This is a genomic window from Rahnella rivi, assembly GCF_019049655.1.
Taxonomy (GTDB): Bacteria; Pseudomonadota; Gammaproteobacteria; order Enterobacterales; family Enterobacteriaceae; genus Rahnella; species Rahnella rivi.
The window spans coordinates 202,414-223,114 of the sequence record NZ_JAFMOX010000061.1 but is presented as its reverse complement, the minus strand read 5'-3'; the positions used below and the strand labels follow the sequence as shown (position 1 = coordinate 223,114).

General features: G+C 53.1%; 19 protein-coding genes. 1 reads left to right on the top strand and 18 read right to left on the bottom strand.

Annotated elements, in window-relative coordinates:
- Positions 1-128 precede the first annotated feature (128 nt).
- From J1779_RS15170 to J1779_RS15095, 16 genes are read right to left on the bottom strand one after another with little or no spacing between them, the layout of a single operon-like run.
- Positions 129-2,894: a hypothetical protein gene (locus tag J1779_RS15170; protein WP_217204157.1), complete on the bottom strand. Its 2,766-nt coding sequence runs from the start codon at positions 2,892-2,894 to the stop codon at positions 129-131.
- Positions 2,891-4,762 (bottom strand): hypothetical protein, encoded by a 1,872-nt coding sequence (locus J1779_RS15165; protein WP_217204156.1) that lies wholly within the window; start codon positions 4,760-4,762, stop codon positions 2,891-2,893. Before J1779_RS15165 ends, J1779_RS15170 begins: the two co-directional genes overlap by 4 nt.
- The gene (locus J1779_RS15160; protein WP_217204155.1) at positions 4,762-7,284 is read right to left on the bottom strand and encodes a hypothetical protein; all 2,523 of its coding nucleotides are present in this window, start codon (positions 7,282-7,284) and stop codon (positions 4,762-4,764) included. The genes J1779_RS15165 and J1779_RS15160 overlap by 1 nt, the downstream gene beginning before the upstream one ends.
- Positions 7,285-7,293: 9 nt before the next feature.
- Entirely contained in the window at positions 7,294-7,863 is a 570-nt protein-coding gene (locus J1779_RS15155; protein WP_238485175.1) for a hypothetical protein, read from the bottom strand.
- Positions 7,863-8,327: a hypothetical protein gene (locus tag J1779_RS15150; protein WP_217204154.1), complete on the bottom strand. Its 465-nt coding sequence runs from the start codon at positions 8,325-8,327 to the stop codon at positions 7,863-7,865. Before J1779_RS15150 ends, J1779_RS15155 begins: the two co-directional genes overlap by 1 nt.
- 1 nt (position 8,328) lies before the next feature.
- On the bottom strand, positions 8,329-10,788 hold the full coding sequence (locus tag J1779_RS15145) for a phage tail protein (RefSeq protein ID WP_217204153.1): 2,460 nt from the start codon (positions 10,786-10,788) through the stop codon (positions 8,329-8,331).
- Positions 10,788-11,393 (bottom strand): phage connector family protein, encoded by a 606-nt coding sequence (locus J1779_RS15140; RefSeq protein ID WP_217204152.1) that lies wholly within the window; start codon positions 11,391-11,393, stop codon positions 10,788-10,790. Before J1779_RS15140 ends, J1779_RS15145 begins: the two co-directional genes overlap by 1 nt.
- A complete protein-coding gene (gene gp10, locus J1779_RS15135; RefSeq protein WP_238485174.1) occupies positions 11,393-11,722 on the bottom strand; it encodes a capsid staple protein in 330 nt (109 codons plus the stop codon). The genes J1779_RS15140 and gp10 overlap by 1 nt, the downstream gene beginning before the upstream one ends.
- Before the next feature lie 50 nt (positions 11,723-11,772).
- Positions 11,773-12,129, bottom strand: a complete 357-nt coding sequence (locus J1779_RS15130) for a hypothetical protein (RefSeq protein ID WP_217204151.1) — start codon at positions 12,127-12,129, stop codon at positions 11,773-11,775.
- An 11-nt stretch (positions 12,130-12,140) separates the two neighbouring features.
- Complete coding sequence (locus tag J1779_RS15125; RefSeq protein ID WP_217204150.1) at positions 12,141-12,575, bottom strand: Bbp16 family capsid cement protein; 435 nt, start codon at positions 12,573-12,575, stop codon at positions 12,141-12,143.
- A gap of 55 nt (positions 12,576-12,630) precedes the next feature.
- Positions 12,631-13,614, bottom strand: coding sequence for a major capsid protein (locus J1779_RS15120; protein WP_217204149.1), 984 nt, complete (start codon positions 13,612-13,614; stop codon positions 12,631-12,633).
- Between the two features lie 11 nt (positions 13,615-13,625).
- Positions 13,626-14,363: a peptidase gene (locus tag J1779_RS15115; RefSeq protein WP_217204148.1), complete on the bottom strand. Its 738-nt coding sequence runs from the start codon at positions 14,361-14,363 to the stop codon at positions 13,626-13,628.
- A gap of 16 nt (positions 14,364-14,379) precedes the next feature.
- Positions 14,380-14,703, bottom strand: a complete 324-nt coding sequence (locus tag J1779_RS15110; RefSeq protein ID WP_217204147.1) for a phenylalanyl-tRNA synthetase subunit beta — start codon at positions 14,701-14,703, stop codon at positions 14,380-14,382.
- Positions 14,696-15,010: a Bbp19 family protein gene (locus tag J1779_RS15105; protein WP_217204146.1), complete on the bottom strand. Its 315-nt coding sequence runs from the start codon at positions 15,008-15,010 to the stop codon at positions 14,696-14,698. The genes J1779_RS15110 and J1779_RS15105 overlap by 8 nt, the downstream gene beginning before the upstream one ends.
- Positions 15,007-16,668: a portal protein gene (locus J1779_RS15100; RefSeq protein ID WP_217204145.1), complete on the bottom strand. Its 1,662-nt coding sequence runs from the start codon at positions 16,666-16,668 to the stop codon at positions 15,007-15,009. The genes J1779_RS15105 and J1779_RS15100 overlap by 4 nt, the downstream gene beginning before the upstream one ends.
- A 3-nt stretch (positions 16,669-16,671) precedes the next feature.
- Positions 16,672-16,878 carry a hypothetical protein gene (locus J1779_RS15095; protein WP_213050736.1) on the bottom strand — a complete coding sequence of 69 codons (207 nt, stop codon included), beginning with the start codon at positions 16,876-16,878 and terminating at the stop codon, positions 16,672-16,674.
- Positions 16,879-17,628: 750 nt separating this feature from the next.
- On the opposite strand from J1779_RS15095, the gene J1779_RS15090 reads away from it, so the two are divergent.
- Positions 17,629-18,450, top strand: coding sequence for a hypothetical protein (locus tag J1779_RS15090; protein WP_217204144.1), 822 nt, complete (start codon positions 17,629-17,631; stop codon positions 18,448-18,450).
- A gap of 7 nt (positions 18,451-18,457) precedes the next feature.
- Here the strand turns inward: J1779_RS15090 and J1779_RS15085 are convergent, their stop codons facing one another.
- Positions 18,458-19,933 carry a terminase gene (locus tag J1779_RS15085; RefSeq protein WP_217204143.1) on the bottom strand — a complete coding sequence of 492 codons (1,476 nt, stop codon included), beginning with the start codon at positions 19,931-19,933 and terminating at the stop codon, positions 18,458-18,460.
- Positions 19,930-20,493, bottom strand: a complete 564-nt coding sequence (locus J1779_RS15080) for a terminase small subunit (protein ID WP_238485173.1) — start codon at positions 20,491-20,493, stop codon at positions 19,930-19,932. Before J1779_RS15080 ends, J1779_RS15085 begins: the two co-directional genes overlap by 4 nt.
- Positions 20,494-20,701: the final 208 nt, after the last annotated feature.

Below are 20,701 nucleotides of genomic sequence, written 5' to 3'. Positions count from 1 at the left end.
CATCAGATACTCAAAATTAAATCCGTGCTGAATGCTGTAAGTCCCAAAACCAAACAAATAAAATCCACTTGCGAGTAACCAGCACACATTTAATAGTATTGATATTAATCTTAGTGTTTTAATCATTATCACTTCCCTCTTGCCTTTTCTAAATCAGGCGCTCGGCGCGGTGTTACATCACCCGGCTCCCACCAACTTGTTGTGCCGAACTGACGTTCTGCCCTGTCTTTTGCTCGGTCATTATAGCCAGGGTTAGCCATTTCTTGCAGCTGTTGTAGGATAAGGTGATTAAAGGCAGCTTTCGTGTACCACATATTGGCAAACGGAATAATCATGCGCGCCGCCTGAAGTGTGTCAGCTCCTACGCTGGTGTCTTTACCTTCATAGGCTTTTTGAATATTTGTCGGGCCAAGCTTTATCAACGCCTCAGCAAATCCAAGTGCAGGGCCACCGATTGTCGCGCCAATACTTGATCCGTATTGGGTGTGATCTTGGAAGATAAAGTCTCCATAAATGCCGAACGAGCCGCCCTTTAAAAGTGCCTTAATCCAGTTTGATGGTTTCGTAACATCTACAGGATCATTGCCCGTCAGCAGTGCATTGAGTTGGTTCGCAAACATGCCTGTCACTGTGGTGCCGGCGATGTAGGCCGCCAAAAACTTAGCAGCAGGTACGGTGTCGAGGTCACGCGTTCGGGTAACCATCTTACGGAAACCGGCAAATGGTGTGGTCTTGAAGAGCATGAAACTTTTATACAGCTCACCGGCAGTATCGCGCTGATAGGTATCAAGCCCAGTCGCCGTGGTAACTGCGGTTGTCATTTCACCGTGAGTGATACCCAGCAACTTCTGTGCTGCGTCTGCCTTCGCATTGCGAACGAGTCGGGTGATAGTCTGTTCGGCTTCGGCATCAAACGCCTCTGACAGCGCTTTACGGCGGGCATCAGGCATTTCCCCCATGTCCTTCAGTGCATCTTTTGCGCCAGCACGAATGCTGTCAATTCGATCTGACAGGATGTCTCTAATCTTCGTTTCCGGAACGGCATAAATTCCGTCCGGCGTCATGCCCATATCACCACGCGTATTGAGAGGCATGAGCTCGGCGGCATTCATGATTGCCCAATCTGCCTCAGTCCAGCCCTTGTTAGCCAGGATGGTTCGGTCAGATGCCTTTAACGATTCGAGAGTTGGAAACTGTCGTGACATGTCACCGATGTTTTTATACATCAACAGACCGAACGAGGCTTTGTTCGCCCTATCCATGGCAATCAGGCCAGACCATTTAAGCGTTTTCTCAGCAAACCAGCCGGTGATGCCGCGTGATAAATCCAGCCCCCCCATTTTGCTGACCATGGCTGCATGGGCATCAACCAACAAACCGAGGTCTGCGTTTGCCCGCTTAGTGTCGCCATGAAATAAACTTTTGATAGAGTTGGAATAGAGATGCATGCCTTTTCTGTCGAGTCCCAGCGCCATTGCGTTGGCGCGCATGACGGCCTGATCGGATACGGCGGTAATAACCGAAGAACCGAGCATCGCGGAGGTCATAAGGCTTCTCAGCCCACCTGCAACCGATGAGAAAACACTGGTGTTCTGTGCACCTTTCAGCCCGGCCTGCGCGTTAAACATCCGCTCAACCAGCTTAGCCTCTCCCTGCATCTTTGAAACAGGCTTTCCTCCGCCCTCAACGCTCAGGGCTTTTTTAAGCAGACGGTCTGACATCAACCTGAAGTTTGTGGCCGCATCCGGGCCGAAAGCTTTCACAGTACCGAGATCGCGAGATGCTGCCTGAAGGTGTGCCATCATCACGCCCACTACCGGCTGCCCTGTGTATTTCTCCATGTATTGGAAATGGGCCGTTGCATCTTTGAAGGCCATCACGCGGCTTTGCGAGCCACGATTTTGAACCCCGCCGCTGCCCATATGTGCGCCTGGCTCGATTTTGTTGGCACCATCGGTGGATTTGGTTTCGTAAATGGCTTCCAGTGCTTCGCGATACTGCGCATCATTCATCGGCGTGCCGTCCTGATTCACGTACTGCGTGCGATCCTGCGTATCGTAAACATCATCAACCCAGCGGCGCTGTGCAAATTCCATCGGTGGCATTTTGCCTGACAGTTTTGCTGAGGCTCGTTCGCCAGCTGGTAGCGACGATAACCACTCTTCTCTGCCGGCGGCGCGGATCAGGTCAGCATCATCCACATATGGCAGATTCCAGTCATCACGTAGCCCGATATCAAAACCGTTATCGTTCATCTCCTGCCGCGACCGGCTGGTAACATTTCCCCAGATATCGGCAATTTTCTTTGCGGCCTGGTTGCCGGTGCTTTCACCATAAATTTCCTTCAGGATGTGCAACTGACTGGACTTTGCCAACTGGCGATCGAACAGGTTTCTGAATCGCTGATTACCCAGCGCCTGCGATTGCTGGAAGAACCTCTGCACCTCAGGTCCAGCTGCCGTCATCTCGGCGCTCAACTGTCGGCTCCAGTCCTGATAGGCACCAATGGATAATTCTTCGGCAGAAGTCACATCCAGCTCTTTGCCCTTCCAAGTTTTTCGTCCGGCAAATACGAACTGTGCAAGATTGCCAGGTGTCTGTTCGTTTGGCGCGAAATTATCATTCAGTGTTTTGGTTATATTGGTTATAGCAATGGCGTTCTGTGCAAGGCGCTGGCGCTTTTTATACACCTCATGAACAATGCGTTTTGCTGCGAGATCAGCAGCATCTTTGTAGGTCTGGGCATCAGGTATGCCGGAACGACCAGCTTTGGCATTATTACGGCTGACCTGCTTTACCGCGTCTTTAATACGATCCTCAATATTCTTCAGCTCTGCGGCTTTAGGCTGGCGACCGAGTGTGTTTGCAATGGCTGTGATGCATGCTGATTTCATGATGGGTTCCTTAAGAAACACGCGGCTGCAATCGAATAAACGTCAGACTCTCGCTGGACTGTGTTTATCTGCTCGTCCAAATCTGCGAGTGCCTGGGATAGCGATACCTCTTCGCCGGTGTCAGGGTGTAAAACTCTCGCCTCTGCATCGGCGGCGAGATCCCGGGCAGTGAGAAGGTCGAAGTTATTTGAAGAGATCACCTCACCGGTATCGGGGTCTACGCTTACCTGCCCTGAATCCTCGCGCGCTGCGCCGAATGCGCTGGACTCGTTCAGAGGAATGTCTGCAATATCTGCATCTGATCGTGGCGTCAGTGGAACGCCGCTTTCGTTGAGAGCCTCAGTGATTGCCTCTTGTTGAGCTCGGCCAGCTTCCGCAGCATCCGGGCGAATCACACCATCAAGCCCTCTGATCTGCTGCGATACGTTTACCGGCTCGCCATCCATCAAACTACGCGTGGCTGAGTCCATCGCGGCAACGTGGGCGTTTACGCTCTCCGTCGTTCCGTGCACAACAGGTGATGATTCAATATCGTAATGCAACCCTTCATTCAGGACGTGCGCTGCATCGACGTCACTCGGCTTCACTTGCCCTTCTTGGACGAAGTCACGCATGCTCTCAGGAATTATGCCCTGTTCAATTCGTGACAGGTCGGCCTTTGCTTCGAAGAACTGGCCGCCCCGGCTGCTGTCTGCAAGAGCCTGCCGCTGCGGTTCAATGCGGGTATTGATCTCCTGCATCTGCCGGTCGAGTTCTGCCATATCTCGGTTTCTGATACGGCGACTGCTGCTGTTGCCAACTCGCTGGTCACGCAGAGCTTGCCGTTGCGCCTCGAGCTGTGAAAGGGAATATTCTGCCTGGTGGATTTCCGCCGCAAGAGCTTTTCGCTCGCCAACTGGCAGCAGGTTTTCTGCCAGCCCCTGAAGCTCTGCAATGCGCGTGTCATAATTCGCTGCTGGTGGCGCATCTACGATCGGAGCATCGCCCCCGGATGGAGCAGGCGACTCTGGCGGTACAGTCGTGCCATCGTTTGGCGTGGGAGCAGATTCAGGTGTCAACTCTGGCACAATATCCGGGGAGGAATTTCGAGCAGCTGACAAATGATGAGCGCCAGCAAAGGCTGCCCCGAGCACGGCATCAATGGCGATCGCCTGTTTATCCCAGACCTTGTACTGCTTCGCCATGTCCGAATAGCCGTTTTCATCCAGCGTTTCACTCATTGCAAACCGGTTCACTCCGCCGAATGTCGTATTGATCCCGACGCCGGACAATAGGCGTGTTGCTAAGTTGCCACCTGCGGCAACGGGCAGAGCCATGCCAAGCGCGCTGAATGTTGCCTGTTCAGTTGCGAGCGTCGTCGCAGTTTCTGCATCAACACCTTTCTTAAGGAAATCCTGCCGCACGGGTTCAAAGGTACTGCCGAAAGCGACGCTGCCGCCGGTAACTGGGCCGCCAATAATCGTACTGCCGATCGCAGGAACGAATTTACCCAGCTCATTCAGAACAGTGGCCGCGGTGCCCTGCGTGCTGGCATCAGGTTTTATCGCCTGTCGAGAAGCTTCCAGTGATTTGGCTGTGGTGTCATATGCGCTGTTAAGGGTTTCATCTGCACCTGGGAACATTGACTTGAGGATGCCGTATGTCGGGGCGAGCTCAAGCATCGTTTTCTGGTCACTGATGATGTCTTTGCCAAATCCAGTAATCGTCTGGCCGAGGCCTATCGTACCCTCAGCCGCGCCGCGTGGAAGTGCGGATAGTGAGCCAGCGAAGAAGGATGGATCATAGTCTTCTGGCTTCGCGGCATTATCCGCCGAGAGGTTATCTGTCCACGCCTGACCTTCGGGTGCCAAATCAAAAATATCAGCCATCAGTTAGCCCTCACGGTCACAGTTACTTCCTTCCCTGTACGAGGATCAACAGCCCATCGCCCACTACCAGCCAGCAGACGATATTGGCCGCTGCCAACATTCACCGGCGTGAAGTTTGACTGACCACCTGGATTAAGTCCTGCGTCCTTCAATGCTTCCTGCGCGGCCACAGTGTATCGGTCTTTGAACGTGCTTTTGTCCATGCCGAAAGGCATGACAACATCCCCACCCTGGAATCCCTGATACACGCCGCCGGTTGCCATTAAAGCCGCCTTTTCTGCCGCATCGCTGTTCACAGTTGTAGTAGATGCATCACTGGCATCACCTGAGCGATACACGATCCCAGCGTAAGCAGATTTGAAAACGCTAAATGCCATCTGTCGCGCCTGCGGATTATTCGCGAAGGCGTCGCCCACCTCACTCTCAAATTTACGCGTGAGCTTATCGTCGCTCGGCAGGCTCACTGGAGATATCCCTGACTTCTTCATTTCTTCCGTTGGATTCACCAACTGATCGCCGAGAAGAATCGTTTTCGATGCGTCGTACTTATCCATTGTTGGTTTGTAAGCAATGAAATCACTGTAGGCGATACTTCCAGCACGGTTGTCATATTGGTTATCTGGTTTGCCCAGTAAAATCGCTGAGTACGCCACTGCTGCACTATTAGGAGCGACTGCCCCTGCCACCTGCCTGACTGCGCCAGCGGGCAGATTCTGCCCCATTGACTGAAGCATAGAGATAGTTTGGTCTACGTTTGTTGTGCCTCGAATGATCTGCGTAAATCCAGCGGCTTCCTGCTGCGAAAGAAGAGGGGCATTAATGCCGAGGGCTTTGAGATCTCCGCTGTTGGCAAACCGGCTCTTTAGTTCAGTGGAGACATCATCCGGATTACTGGTATTGAGCGGCTTGTAAGCACCGAGGTCAATCGCAGAACCGTAGGGATCAGACTGCCGCTTCTGAATAACAGCCGCAGCAGCAGATTTAACGTGGTCATATGCGTTGGCTCGGGATGCATATCCATCACCGTCACCAACCTCAGGCGTCAGGCTTTTTACCGCGGCGGTAATGCTGTCGGTTGGTAACGTGCGGAACGCGCCAATGTATTGCCCGGCAACGCGCTGATTCTCCAGATCCTGATAACGCTGCACACCCTCACGGTATCCATACGCTGAGACAAAGTCGGCCTGCCCAGGCATGTTTGGGTATTCAACACCGCGCATGTATGCAGCAGAAGCATCGCGCACAGTGTCATCCAGTTGGGTTCGGTACTGCGCCTGCTGCTGTTTACGCAGAGCATCTGCCTGTCGGATAACAGTTGCTTGCGTGCTGGCATCCAGTTCGTTGAAATACGGGGTCTTCGTGACGCGTGCAACCGTATCGAGTTGAGAGAAGCCAAGCGCGGCCTGTACACCTTTGTTAACTTGCTCTGCGCTGTAAGGAACTTTGCCATTTTCCTGTTTCATGATGGCATTGCACAGGTTTGCCAGCGTGTCAGCGTTCGTCAGGTCGAGCGGCTGATCAGCCTTAACACCGAGTTGCGCGCAAACGCTTTTGATGTATGCCTGTGTGTCGTTCTCCTTGCCATCTTTCCCCGGTGGTGCCCAGCGACCGATGATCTCCGCAGGCGTGTCTATCCCTTGTTTTCCGTATGATAAAAGATTGCGGCCGAGCGCTCTGATGCCGTGCTCAGGCGTTTCGAATTTTGCGAATCGACCATCGCTGCCGGTCTGCCCCTGCCAACTGTTGTTGTCGTTGAATTCGATATTGCCAGGATTGTTATTGCGAATTCCGCGGGTGCCATCCACTACCTGAGTAGAAGAAACGCGAGTTGTTCCACCGACATCTGCCGGTTCGCCATTCTGCGTAATGACGGACATGTAATCTGAACCGAGCTGAGCGTTAGCCGCGCCCAGCGCCGCGCGCTGCGTAAATTTACTTTGCTCAGCCTGAATCTGTTCAGGTGACCAACCCTGCGCCATGCCATATGTTTCGATAGAATTTTTGGTGCGCGCATTGTTCATCTGGTATGCGGCAGGATCCGAGTACAGAGAAGCCGCAGAAGTTACGCCGGTTTCAACGATAGCCTGCTGTTGCCCGGCCCGGTACTGCTGCATTTGGCCGTATTCATGACGTTCAGCGGCACCAGATAGCTGGATTGCTCCTGACTCCATCTGACGCTGCCAGTCACGCTGACGGTTAGCCGGGATAGTTGCGCTAAGCTCACCAGCAAGTTCATGGTATTGGCCGACAGCTTTCGGCGCGCTACCCAGCGCATTGTTCCCTTCCAACTGATTCTGTGCAGTCTGGATCCCCTGCATTCCCGCATTCAGCTTTAAGACGGCGTCCTGAAATATCCCGTCGTCATATTTCACCTTCTCCTGAACAATAACGTTCGAAAGGTTATTGCCGAAATCTGCAATAGCATCGAGGCCATTTGAACGCTGCTGAATGTTGGCAACGTTAACAGGGCCTGGGCGATCGACACTCTGCTGCTCATAACGTGGGACTGGTACTGTTGGCATGACGTCACCTTAGAATTTGAAAGCGGTTGTTCCGTATTTCTGCTTGCTGGCCGCCGTGAACATATTGGCCGATGAACCGGTGCCGGATGTTGCAGCAGATGCGCCCAATCCGCCCATAGTCTGGTAGGCGGAGAATCCTGACAGCGTTGAATTCAAAATTGTTGAGCCTGCTTTTGAGTAACCGGCGTTCTGATCGATCTGCCCCTGCGCTCGGCTTGCGCTGGCTTGGAAGTCCAGCCCGGCGGCCTGCCGCTGTGCGTTATTGATGGTGGTCAGCGAGTCCAGCTCGGTGCCTGACGCCGTATCCCCGAATGTGTTCAGCGCTGATCCTGAAGTCATATCAGTGCCGTTGGCACCGAATGCAGCCGCCTGCCGGCCAGCGACCTGCCGCCCCTGATTCCGCTGCTGAAGTGCCTGTGAGTTACCGGCATTAATCGCATCACGTCCAGCCTGTTCCTGTGCGTCAGCATTGGCATTCGCCACCTTCTTGGCGTCGTTGCCCTGCTTCACTGCGCTGGCAGCTGATGCCGCCGCCGCGATGGCGGTAATAGCCAGAACTGCTGTTGTCGGCTCACACATTATTCAGCCCTCAAATGGAAATGGTGGAAAGGTAATTGCAGCGCGCCATAAGGTTGCGCGTCGTTAAGCGTGAAGCCAAGCCAGTGCAGCCAGGATTTCGCGGCGGCGTTGCGGGCATCAACGAAGTTTTCAAGGCGAGGGTAAAGCGCCAGCATTTGTGCCAGCACCGGGCGGCAATGGCGCAGAAAGGTTACCTGCACTTTCTCCAGCCGATCGGTAGCCACCAGCCAAGGAACGCCGAAGCCTGTCAGCATTGATGCAGGGCACACACCAAAGATGCCCACGACTTCACCTTCAATAATCCCTGCCCAGCAGATGGAAGACGCAGCCATAGAGCGGCGCAATACCTCTGAAGGTTCGATCAATGCCGCTGCATAGAACTCATCAATATCCGCCTGGCGGATGTACGGCAGCATTTCTGCTGCATGTGCTTCGGTAGCCGTAATGATTTGTAAAGTGCGCATGTCAGCCACCTACCGATACTTTAGGGATGATCGACAGAATGGATAGTGGCAATGGGTCTGACTGAGTGATGATTACTCGGCCTGACTTATCCCACTCAGATTCGAGATCAACGGTGATCAGGCCGGTTCTGTTGCTGACAGGGTCATCGTAGAACTCGAACTCACGCTGCGGGTATTCGTACATCTTTCCGCCTGGCGTTCCGGCGAATATTCCGCGGCTGTCCTGCACCATGATGTCGGCTTTATTGATGATTTTTTTCTTGTCGAGAATGGTTTCCTGCCCGGCAAAGTTAATATCCAAGGTTTCGACCACGGCTGATATTGGCAGGCCGACATGGACAACGGCGCCCGGTGTTTCCAGCGAGATTGCCCCGGCGCTTACCACCTTTTGAGGCTCAACGTTTCCGTCAGAAAGGATGCTGACCGTTTGCCCTTCGAGGTGATTAAGCCCGGTGAAATTGGCTTTTGCGAGATTCCACGTGGCAGTGGCCACAGATTGGAACTGCACCGGAACATTGCGGTTGGCGCTGACCGTGACGACATTTCCGCTGGAAACGGCAACGATCTGGAGCTTCAGGATTTTATCCGTTGCATCCTCGATATATGGCAGCAGAACCTGATCGCCCACATTACCGGCGCTGAAGAAACTGGCACCGCTGATCGTCAACGTGTAATCCGTACGGTAATCCCAATCGCCGGTACCGCCGGTCAGGATCACTGTGCGCGATGCATCCGTGTTACGTCCGTCATAAGTCAACCCGCTGTCAACAATGAAAGAGTCGCTGATGTCTGCAAAAATACGGGAGTCTAAGCGCTCAATATAACGTTTGGTCTGGCCGTTGATGACGCGGCGGACAACAGCATAAAGCGCATCTTCATTGCCTTCGCTGATGCTGCACACCGACTCGTAATATCCGTTCGTCGCCGGGTGCGGGTGCCAGGCTACAACCTGCTGGTCGCGCAGATACGTCAGCCCCATGAGCAAACCATCGTCGCGAATACACCAGACAATGCTGAATGGTGTGATGGCAAACGCCCAGTCGATAATCTGATGACCGATAAACAAATGGTTTGCCAGAATAGTCAGGTCAGAGCCCTGAAAGCCGTCAACGTCAAACGAATAGGCCAGATCCCGAACAGCACCACCCTTCTGCTGCACGAACAGCGCAACGTTGCTGATGGCGATCGGTGGCACATCGCTTGCGCCGTTCTGCCCCTGAGAACTGAAATTGAATGTCGATGGTGTGAGCGTGCCCGTCTGGTCGCCGTTGACTTTGTACTCGCCGCCGGACGTGAGCGCGACCAGTGATCCCACGTCGATCAGGTGCAGGATTTTATTCAGCTGTCGGCCAGCATAGGTGTAGCTGATGGCGTCGTCGTCCACAGAGGGAACGGACGTGCCGAAGTCTTTGTAGTCGCCGCTTTTGCTGGTCCACACTGTTTGCGGGAATGATGCTGATGCTGCAAACATCAAACGTTGCTGGAAATAAACAACAGTCGATGGATAACCATCAACGCTGTTCCATGCGAACTTCGCCCACTTATAGCTCGGCGTGACGGTCAGGCTTTTCGGCAGGCGGTTGATAACGGTTGCTGTGGCCGTCAGGCCATCACCAGCAACTGCAGTGATTCTGGCAATGCCATTTCCACTGTGCAGATAAAGCCACTCGACACTGTTGGCATCTCCATACCAGCCATCTAACTGTGTGCCATCGGTGTGCGTAGGCGCGACAGTGCCGGTCTTGCCAGCTCGGGTGCATTCGTAATAGTTGGTGGAGTAACGGATCTGCTCACCCAAAGTAACATCACGGCCTGTCTCCCATTTAGCGACATCACCTGTGGTGCGCTGCTCGATGAAAAATAGAGTTCCTACCAGCTCTGCACTGAAAATAGCGGAGGTACACGTCAGCGTAACAGTCCCGGTTTCCCCGGAAGATTCCACGGTTATGGCTTCATCGATATTTCCATCCTGAAATGGGCCATCGTTTGTGCTGACCAACGCCGTGCGCCAGTCTTCATTGCCATACCGGCGTATTTCCATTGGCGGATAAGCCACGTGGCAGATCGTCATTACGTCGGCTGACTGCGTGAACTTCAGCATAAACAGGTCAGCTTCGGCGTAAGGAGTCACCACCTCCACCGGCTGACCAACGCTGGCGCCTGATGTGTAGAGAACCGGAGCGCCATTAGCCCAGACGCGCATATAACCAGCTCCGAATTCCAGAGCAAAGGTCTGGCTTACAGAGAACTGGAAAGGAATTAACCGGCATTTCTGTGATGAGTTTTTGGCCTCCCCAAGGAACCGGAAACCGGCACGGTTATCAACCCCACCGAACTGGCGCACCATGAAGTTGCGGCACCGACGCAGTGAACTGGAGTAACGCTCAAGGTCCACACGACCATAAAGATTTGGTGAAATCTCACCACCGGCAAATGATGCCTGCATTGCGCTGACAGCCATTATGACAACCTCGCTATGGTGAACTCCGACTCAGGAACAGGCGGTTCTTCTGATTCGTTCATCGACCGCGCGCCAGCAGACAGGATCACCGCGTTGTACATCTGCAACGCTTTATTGCCCAGATCCCCGGAGGCAGACAGAGGCATCGCCAGTTCCGCAGCCAAACGCCAACTCAAGGCATCACTAAACAAAGAGTCGAACATATTCGGGTCGGTTATTTTCCCGACGTACAGCAGCTGTGCTTCTGGCTGGTTGGTGTAAATTATTTTGCCTGTGCCGTCCGGGTCAGAACCCACCTCGTACGTGACGCGCATGCCAGGTGCAGGGAAGCGAATGCCCGGTGTCATGATTTCAATAATGCGGGAGCAGTCTGTCGGGTATCGGTATGCAAACTGCCAGTCGGTTGACGGAGTATCCAGATCGGCAAGGACCACGCGCTTTGAAGCGAAGTTCCAGTCGAAGTCGCTCAGCACAGCGTCGCGGGCAGATTCGTAAAACACATTGCAAACATCAGCCTGTTTGCTTTGCTCGCTCAGGCTGTTGATTGTGCGTGAGCTGCCGATGCGCATCAGCGCGATGTTGCAAATCTGGATAACTGATCCCATTACTCATTGCTCCCGTAAAGCGTGTCAGCGGCGGTTTTCTGTGGCTCTGCGGCTTCATCCATCAGGCCGATGTCGGTGATCTGCATTTCGACACTGCTGTATGAGTCTTCGCCATCTTCGCGCATGCTGGTGGATAGCACTTTCACCTTGCCGCACAGCAGCATTTCAGAACCGACTTTAGGCAACGCGATCCCCAGTTTCTTCAGGGTTTCATCGTTCAGGGTAATACGCAGACCCCATGGGTAGTCGTCACGCTCTACCGTCTTGCCCTCTTCGTTTTGAAAGCTGTCAGTTCCCTGCTTAAGATTGACCATCTGCGGTTGTTTCATGTCGATGCTCCGGAGAGTAAAGGGGCTTTCGCCCCTTCAGGAAGTGACTGTTAAACGCCTAACTCAGCGCGCTTTTCAGCAATTTTGGTCTTCATGGTTTCAGCCCTCATGGCCGGATGCGGGGCTGAGCTGAACAGTGCTTCATACTCATCGCGCAGAGCAGCCAGATCGACGTCAGCCTGATTAGAACCGTCACCTTCCGGTTTCTGCTCCGGTGGCTTTTCATCTTCCAGCTTCGGCTCAACATAGTTCTTGTCGGCCTTCTTCTTCGCTTCTTTCGCCGCGTCGTTGATAGGCTCCAGTGCGCTGCCCGGCTTGCCTTCGTAATCCACTTCATCGCCCTCAAACAAGAGCTGTTTGTTGATGTATGAAGGAGCCAGGATTCTGTAGCGTGCAACTTCTGACATGTTGCCCCCTGTTATTTAACGGTGAAGCCAGACGCGTAGAAGGTATTCGCATCGACATCGAGGTTAATGCCGGAGGTGAAAGCACCAGCAGTTAATGGACCGGTGGCAACCACGTAGTTCACGCGCAGGTACTTCAGCACACCCTGCGGAACCTTGGCTGACAGAACGCGCTTACCTGCCACCAGTGACGCCAGAGCCAGAGCACCGCTGTCGTACAGCGTTACCCAGGTGGAGTTATCAGCACTGGTTTGCAGCTGAACGTTGACGGTTGCAGCACCAGCGGCGGTGGCCGTGGTGTTTACGTTAGTCCAGAACTCCAGCGGTTCGCCCACACCAATATCGCGGCGTGTGCCTTTCAGCGGGCTAAGGTCTATCACATCGGTTGAAGCAGCTGTAGCGGTAACCGCCTGCGCTTCGGAGAACATCAACAGTTTGTCGAGGATCATCTTTCTTTCTCCAATGAGTGGGCTACATCAGCAGCCCATCAGTTAAGGTTGGCGGTTAAACAACGCGGGCTTCGGTTTCCAGAAGCGCATCGGTTTCGCGGATCGGGATGTTACGGAACGTAGTCCAGAACTCGCCTTCGGTTTCTTTCACGGACAGCGCCAGAGAGGCTTTGCTCAGTGATTGAATGTCGAGGTATTCATTCAGGGTTCGGTTCATGTAGAACACCGGTTTACCCATGCCACGGTTTGGGATGCGGTGCAGCGCTTTGATCATCAGCTTGACGATATCAACCGGCGTGGTTGCATCGAGATCGCTGACATCGATGTTCGCGATGCGCACGACGTAGCGCCAGTCACGCAGAGCCAGGCCGTTATCCCACTTGTAGTGAGAGCGGTAACCCTGGTATTTACCACCGCTGGCATCAATGAGCGTTTGCTCGCCGAGGTCTTGGGTCTGCAAGCCTGCTTTTTGACCTTTCGGGAAGATGCCGTGCACGGTGTTCTCGCCCCAGACAACCAACCAGATCGATGCGTTATCAGTGCCGGTACCGCCAGCATCGATAATGTTCTGGGCATTACCCGCAGACAGGCTGGAATAACGAGAAGACAAACCCATAAATTGCTGTGGGTTCACGCTGGTATCACCGTAGAAAATGGTGGTTGCCTGCGCTTGGTTCATGGCTTCGAGGAAGGCGCGGTCTTCCGACAGACGAAACTCGGAGGTGTTGCCGTTAAGATCGGCCAGAGACTTATCGACTTCTGAATAAGATTCCAGCATGCCGCATGCGTCGGTGATCTGAACGGTGGTTGACTTGCTTGGCTGTACGCCGTAGTTCAACAGGCGCCACGTCGCAGCTGGCAAACCAGAACGCACGGTTGTGCGGTGACCTGTTGGCAGGTTCCCTTCTACAAACGGCATATCCTGCAGGATCACGTTGGTCTGCGAGAGCAGTTCGGTGATCACTGCAACTTTGCCGTCTGGGTCTTTGCGTTTACCCCAGTCAGCCAGCGTTAATGCTGTAGTGCTTTTAACAGCCATATTTCAGTTCCTCACTTATTTCCGTACAAAATATCGGCCTGACTACGCTGGCCACCAGTGTTTGGCATGACCATGGAGTCTTCACTCATGGCCTTACCGACTTTCACGAAACAACGCACCAGATCGGGATGATTCCCCAGACCAGTGGTTTCCAAATATTCACGCAGACCGGCAGGGGCAAACGTATCGAGAGCCTTCTGAGCCAGACCGACGTTGGCAACAAAGGCATCACCGCCGATCTCTTTGTCCGTCTTAACTTCATTCGCCCAGGCTTCGGTTTGCTTCGCCCAGTTCTCCTGCTGGCGCGCTTCAATCTTCGGCAGGATGTCTTTGCCGTAGATATCCACCAACTTCTGAGCCTGCTCGTTGTTCAGGCCAAGTTCACGGGCTACAGGCTCAAGGGCAGCAGTCATTTCAGCGTCAAGCTCTTGGCCTTCTACCGGCGACTTGAATTCGTACTTTTCAGGCACCTTGTCGGCTTTGTCTTTGGCTTCTTTATCCGCCGCGGCTTTGTCAGCTAACTCCTTTTCCTGCGCCTGTTGCTCTGGGGTTTTGTCGCCTGCTGCTGGCTTCTCAGCTTCTGCACCGGGTTTATCACTGGCTTCTGCACCAGCCTCACCAGCTGACTTTTCAGCGGAAGGTGTTTCAACAGCAGCGGCAGGTTGTTCACTGCCCCCAGTACCACCAGCCTCTGCGCCAGCATCAGCAGATTGCAGGCGGCGCAGCACCAAACGTTCGAATAAATTCATCTATCTTTCCCCGTAATCAGATCGGAATGGTTTGAGCTTTTAACTGCGCCAGCACGGCATTCAGGGCTGTACGAATTAATGCGGTGTCAGCCAGTAATGCGTTGTATTTGGTGACCAGGTCGTTGTGGTCAGCGAGCAGGCCAGCAACATCAGTCGCTACCGATGCTGTATCAGCGGTTGCCGTCGCAGCAGCAGCTGCCGCAATCGTGGCACCCAGCTTCACGCCGCCAGCAGTCGATGCTGTGGGTGCAGGAACAGAAGCGCCGGATTCTTCGACCACTTCTACGATTTGATTTCCGCCATCAAAGCGGGCGATACGCTGGGTTTGAATTCTAGGCATTGCTGTCTTCCTCTTTCGCTTCTTTAGCCATCACCAGCCACATGTCCGGGCAGACAGCCATTACCCGGCTGAACACACGTAAACCGGCGTTGCGCTGGCCTTCATTGAAATTCGTTGAGTTGTTGTCCCCGGTGAAGCTGGAGGCAAAAACCTTTGTTTCCTCAAGCAGCGACCAGATGAAGCGGCGGCCTGATTCGGTATTCATGATGTTTTCGATGTCCTGATCGTCACGCTTCTTCAGCTCGATGGACTTTTTCAGCGCTTCTTCGGAAAGGCGCTCTACCTCTTCGGGATCGAGGTCTGTCATGGCTGCATCGCCCCGGTCACTGCGCTAAGGGCGCTTGGTTGATCGGTCTGTGTCTCGCTGAGGGTTTTCGCACCCTGCACTGCCGCCATGCTGGTTTGCATCGCCTGCTGTTGCTGCTGCTGTTTCGCGCGGTCTTCACGAACCTGAGCCACCTGTTCGCTTGTCGCGATGATGGTTGCCGGAACGCCGACCATGTTTCCGTAGTCGTCGATGGCTTGATCGATGTTGAGTTTGTCCAGCGCGGCAGGGTTGGCCTGAGCCAGACCTCCGACGAAGCCGACGAACCGCTCGATTGATCCAATGCCCACAGCCTTCTGCGCCTGTGCCATTACAGAGATGTACTCGACGCGAAGCGACTGACCGGCCAGTTCCGGCGGTGCCGGTGGCAGCATGTTTTTGCGCGCCATGATGTTGAAGATGCGGTCGATGGATGGGTCGAGGAATTCATCGTTGAGACGTTCCAGCACCGGACCCAGCATCAGCAGCTTCTCTTCTTTCATCTCGACCACGGCTTCCACCGGCATGCTGCGGGTGTTGACGTTTTGCAGCATCATGAAGAGGTCAACGAAGTAGCTGGAGTTGATGAGGGATCGGGTGTCCTGAATGTCCGCCACCAGCTCATTGATACGCGGGTTGATGGCGTAAGCCGGTTGGAACGAGGTGTTCCCGCTGACCTGGTCAACGTAAGTAATTTCACCGGGCAGCAGGCTGGCTCGCTGGTTGCGTAAACTGGACGGCCCCACCATCGGCGGGTTAACCAGTTTGTCTATGGCCTGAGCCTTGCGGCGCTGCTCGAGCTGGAGAGCTTTAACACTGCCCAGCGCAATCATGCCCGGACAGGATGAGCCGTAAACGTCCTCGCCGTTGATATCCCAGCGCGGCGCCATGATCGGCATGTCGTCGAAGCCTTTCTCGCTCAGCAGCTTGTTGTCTGCACCACCGGCCTCGTAATAGACAGATGCGAACTTCTTGTTCTTCGAATCCATCTTGCCGGTGTCGCGGTTCATGTTTGGCTCAACGACGTGAACAACGTCGAACCACTGCTCGTACTGCTGGCTGGTCCATGCCGATTTAACGCTGTCACTGACGTTATCCATGCCGAAGCGCTGAACTATTTGGCGGCACGTCATAGAGAATTTTCGGTAAACGGTATCGACCTGCAGGCGGTCACTGTTCGAGAGGTAATAGCTGCCGATCGGGAATGGGTGCGTGCGGATCACGTCTTCGTCGTCTTCCAGCAGGGACATGGCCGTTGTGCCGAATGTTCCCAACTGTCCGTAGACGATCGGCAATGACTGGTACCAGTTCGATTTGTTCATCACATCGTTCATGCGGTTCTGAACCATCTCGAGCCAATACTTAACAGGGCCGTACTCCATCATCTCAGGGTCAGGCGTGCCGAGTGAAAACCACGGGCGCGTCGGGCTGGTGATGCCGGAGAGCATGCCGCTGGACAATGTGCGGTTCGCCATCGTCGCCGTCGGGTCAACAATCTTGGTGTTGCGGGTAGATTTGTTACGATCACTGGTGAGGAATCGGCTGCTGCGCGGCAGAATGAAATCTGACAGGTCGCGCCAGTGGGTATCAAACGAGGAACGCTCTGTTTCCAGAGAGCCCAGTTGTTTGTTGTAAAACTGCTTGCGCGATTCTTCAGCCATCGATTAAGCCCCCAGCAGGGTTTTGCCCGATGCAGCGGCCGGAGTAGATGTGTCGCCCTGAGCAGACGTTAGGATCGTGGACTTCTGACCAGCGGCTGCACGGCGGCGGCGCTTTTCTTCGTCAGTGGCATTCACAACGGCTTCGTCTTGGGCTTGCGGCGCTGATTGCACCTGAGGTGTAGAGGTTTTTGGAGAGCTACCGATGCACATAATGGTTTTCATCCGCAGGAAATAATTACCATTTAACCATATTAGAATATTTATTGACAATTAATAGATGCGTGGTTACCTTTATGGTAACTATTGAGGCGTCATTATCGATAGTTGGTATGAAACCACAGTCCAAAGAACGGTCGTAAAAACGACGCCGGAGCGTAACCGGCACCCAACAGGTAAGAGCATCAGATGGGCAAGCTTTAAAGCAGCATGCATTTAAAAGGATTTTGTGATGGTGTTCTTTCCGTTGTGGTGAATGCGCAGGCTGATGCGCGCCGATAGGCTCTTTTGCCTTGAGAGTGTCCGAATAATCCCGAGTGCGGGGATACAGAAAGTTAACGCATGGTTCTGCGAGCTTAAGGCTCAAAGACGATATGCCGACATTATCAGCGTCGGCCACCACAACATCCCGTTCCACTCATGAAAATCGGAAAGCAAAACGCAGGCAGTGCCTGTTACCTGCAAAGGTCTGATAGCTGGAGCAGTCCGGTACTGGAACCGGATCACCGAACTCAGCGTTGCTGGACGTAAACCAGCGTGTTACCGCATGAGCATTGAAGTAGCCAATAAGCACCGTATGGGATGGCACCGGTGCCCACAGTGCTCAGCCGGTAATACCTGTGACCGTTATAAATCCCATTGCTGTGTGTAGTCTTTCGCCTCCTTCGCCGGGGGCATTTTTTTATCTTGATGACTGATAATCACCATAAAGGTATACTTCAGAAAAAATACTGAGGTACATTTATGCTTGATTTTATTAAGGATATTTTTGCAGCATTCCGCCAAAACTCACTGGAAAGAATGAAGAGCCCATTCCTTGGTGCTTTTGTTTTCTCATGGATAGGTTTCAACTGGCAATTATTAGCTATATTATTCTTTAGCAAAAAAGTTATTGAAGAAAGAATTGCATTTATAAATCAACACTTTGATGTTGGGTCTTTAATTCTAGGCCCTTTATGTACAACCATTATAATTTGTTTAATTCTTCCTCAAGCAACAAAGTATATTGTAAGAATGCAGAGCAAACCAATCAGTGATGCTATATTAACTACTATGTCGGAGAAAATAGCGCTCGCTGAGAAACAACTCGAGATTGCTGATATCGAATCAAGAAAAAGACTATCAGATAAGCGTGAAGAGAGAAAAATAGAGGAGGATATTAATGCTATTAAAAAAGATATATCTGACCTTCTTGCAGAAAACTCTGAATTAATCAATGAAATTCAGGTAATGAAAGATAAACTTCATCAATCTCAACTTGATTTTAACTCCAGTGAGACGCGGTTGCTTTACACGTCCAATCAGTTAAGTGATTTGCAAAAAACACTAAAGTTTAAAGAGGATTCATTACTCAGTGCGACGCAAGATCTATATAATCTGAATGCAAAAATTGTTTCCTTAGATGCAAATTATGAAAAAGCTGTTGGTTTGCTAAATACTTTAAGAAAGGAGGCGCCAAAGTTATTCAATGAATCATCAGCAATGGATGGTGAAGTTACATTTAATATTGGAGAGCTATACAAGTTGAGAGCTCTTTATAAAATAAATGAAAATTTAAGAGATTAATTCAAATCTAACTATACGGATCATAATCTGTCGCCACCTGGTTCGCCGCCAATCCACCTGGCAAGTTCTGTCTTTTGGTGACTGGGAATGCAAACGTCAGCACCAGAGCATCAGCCTTTCCAGGTGACCGCCCTATCCGCTTTTTGATGTCCTCTTTCGCTTCCAGCACGATTTTGCCGTCAGTACGCACTTTGTATTCCGCAGTGCTCAGGTCATCGGCTGTCTCCTGATCGTCAAGCGAGCCGCCAATCTTCAGCCACGATTTGCAGCTGTTGTACATCTCGCCGCGCTTGTTTAGCATCTGCGGGTCGGTTGAGCCGCCGCCGAACGGTACCAGTTGCCACGTTCTTCCCCATCCATCACCGATGGATTTGATGCCGTTACCGTACCCGAAGTCTATAAACACCTGGTCAGCCTTGTACTGGTCTTCGAAGTCGGCGATGCGCTTCGCTGATATCAGCTCATCTGTGGTTTTCGGGTAGGTACCAAGGCATTTGCTGTGCAGCCCCTGACGCATGTAAATCACGAAGTCATCCGCGCCGGAGTATGCGGGGTCAACACCGATGATGATCGGGGCGTGCGACACCTCTGCGGCTGTCCACTGGCGCTTCATGGCGGCATCGGTCAGACCGGTTGGTATGAACTGCGCCTCGGACACGTCGGGGAATATGCCACGCACACGCACCTTCACGAAATCGCTGTCTTCGCCGTAGTCGTCCACCCACTTTTGCAGTTGCTCTTTGTTCGTGCCTTCAACCGTCCGGCTGTCTATCTGCGCGCAGTGCCAGCGGTGTTTGTACTTACGGAAGCATTCGCGGAAACGTCCGCTGTTACGGGTCGGGTTCCCGAATGCCACCCAGATAATTTCTGTGTCCTCATCGGTCAGCGCCCCTTCGGCAACCTCCCACACCAGATCAGCAATGTTGGACGCTTCATCGAATACAACGATGATGCGCTTGCGCTCGTTGTGCAGACCGGCGAATGCCTCAGTGTTGTGCTCACTCCACGGGATGGCGTCAGCGCGCCAGCGTTTATCGTGACCGCTGTCGTTGCTGTACATGGCGGTGGCGGTCGTCGTGAACCACGACTTGGTGATTGCGAGGTTCGACCATTTGATGATTTCCGGCCACGTCTTGGTGCGTAGCTGGTTCTCGGTGTTGGCGGTCACCACCACCTTGCAATCCTCGCAGGTGGACATGCCCCAGTTCATCAGCATGGAGATGAATGCAGACTTACCGATACCGTGCCCGGATGCCCTGGCTATCATCAGCGGCTGGTGCCGTGTTGCCGGGTTTTGCAGATGGTCGCGTATCTCGCGGAATGCGTCAGCCTGCCATTTCCTCGGACCAGCGGCGTGCGCCAGCTCTGTGCCCTGCTCACCCCACGGAAACGCGTAATGCGCATATCCCAGCGGATCATGCGTGAAACTGGCAATGTCTTCGATCAGCTGTTCTTCCGGCGAGAGTACGGCGGCATCAGTCATTTATCTTCACTCTGCTCTTTGACGCGGCGGCGGGCGTTCGCCATACGGTCAGCGATGGTTACGGTGCCGCTCACCTCTATGCGCTCTTTGAACGCCATGACATCGACGTGCTTACCGATCAGCTCGAGGTTCTTCACCTTGTCCGGCCATTTGATTTTTTGCAGCGTGGATTCGATATCGTCATCTTCATTCTTCCCGGCCATGCGGATCCGGTTGATGTCCAGACCGCTGAGCGTGGTGCGCCATATCTTCGGCCACTGGCTGATCGGCTTGAGCCCGCCGTCATCTTCGAGAATATCCAGCACGTCCATCTGGTCGATTTCAACCAACCGCAGCAGCACGTAGTCAGCACTGACGCGCAGGCGCTTATTGCGCGCTTCCATCAGCTCTTCGATGCGTGCAACAACCTTCGGCAGATTCATCAGCCCGGCAGCTTTTTGCGTGGCAGTCTTCACCGAGTAGCCAGCATTGATCGCAGCCTGCCGCTGGTTGCGCGGATCCTTCAGCATCTCCTGCGCAAACATTTCCATTTGCGGGTTAAGTTTACCTTTTTCGGCCATAATAGTTACCTCCAAGGTAATCATAACACGCAAAAGAAAACCGCCAAGCGGCGGTTATTCTGTCTCTTCTCTGTTTTCGCTACCGGCTCAGGTAATGCTCATAAGCAAACTGAAATGCTTCATTCTCAGAATCAAATAGCTTATCCGTTATTTCCTCCCAGCCCTTCGAGAATTTATAGCGCACATCCCACTTACCGCTGTTACGGGG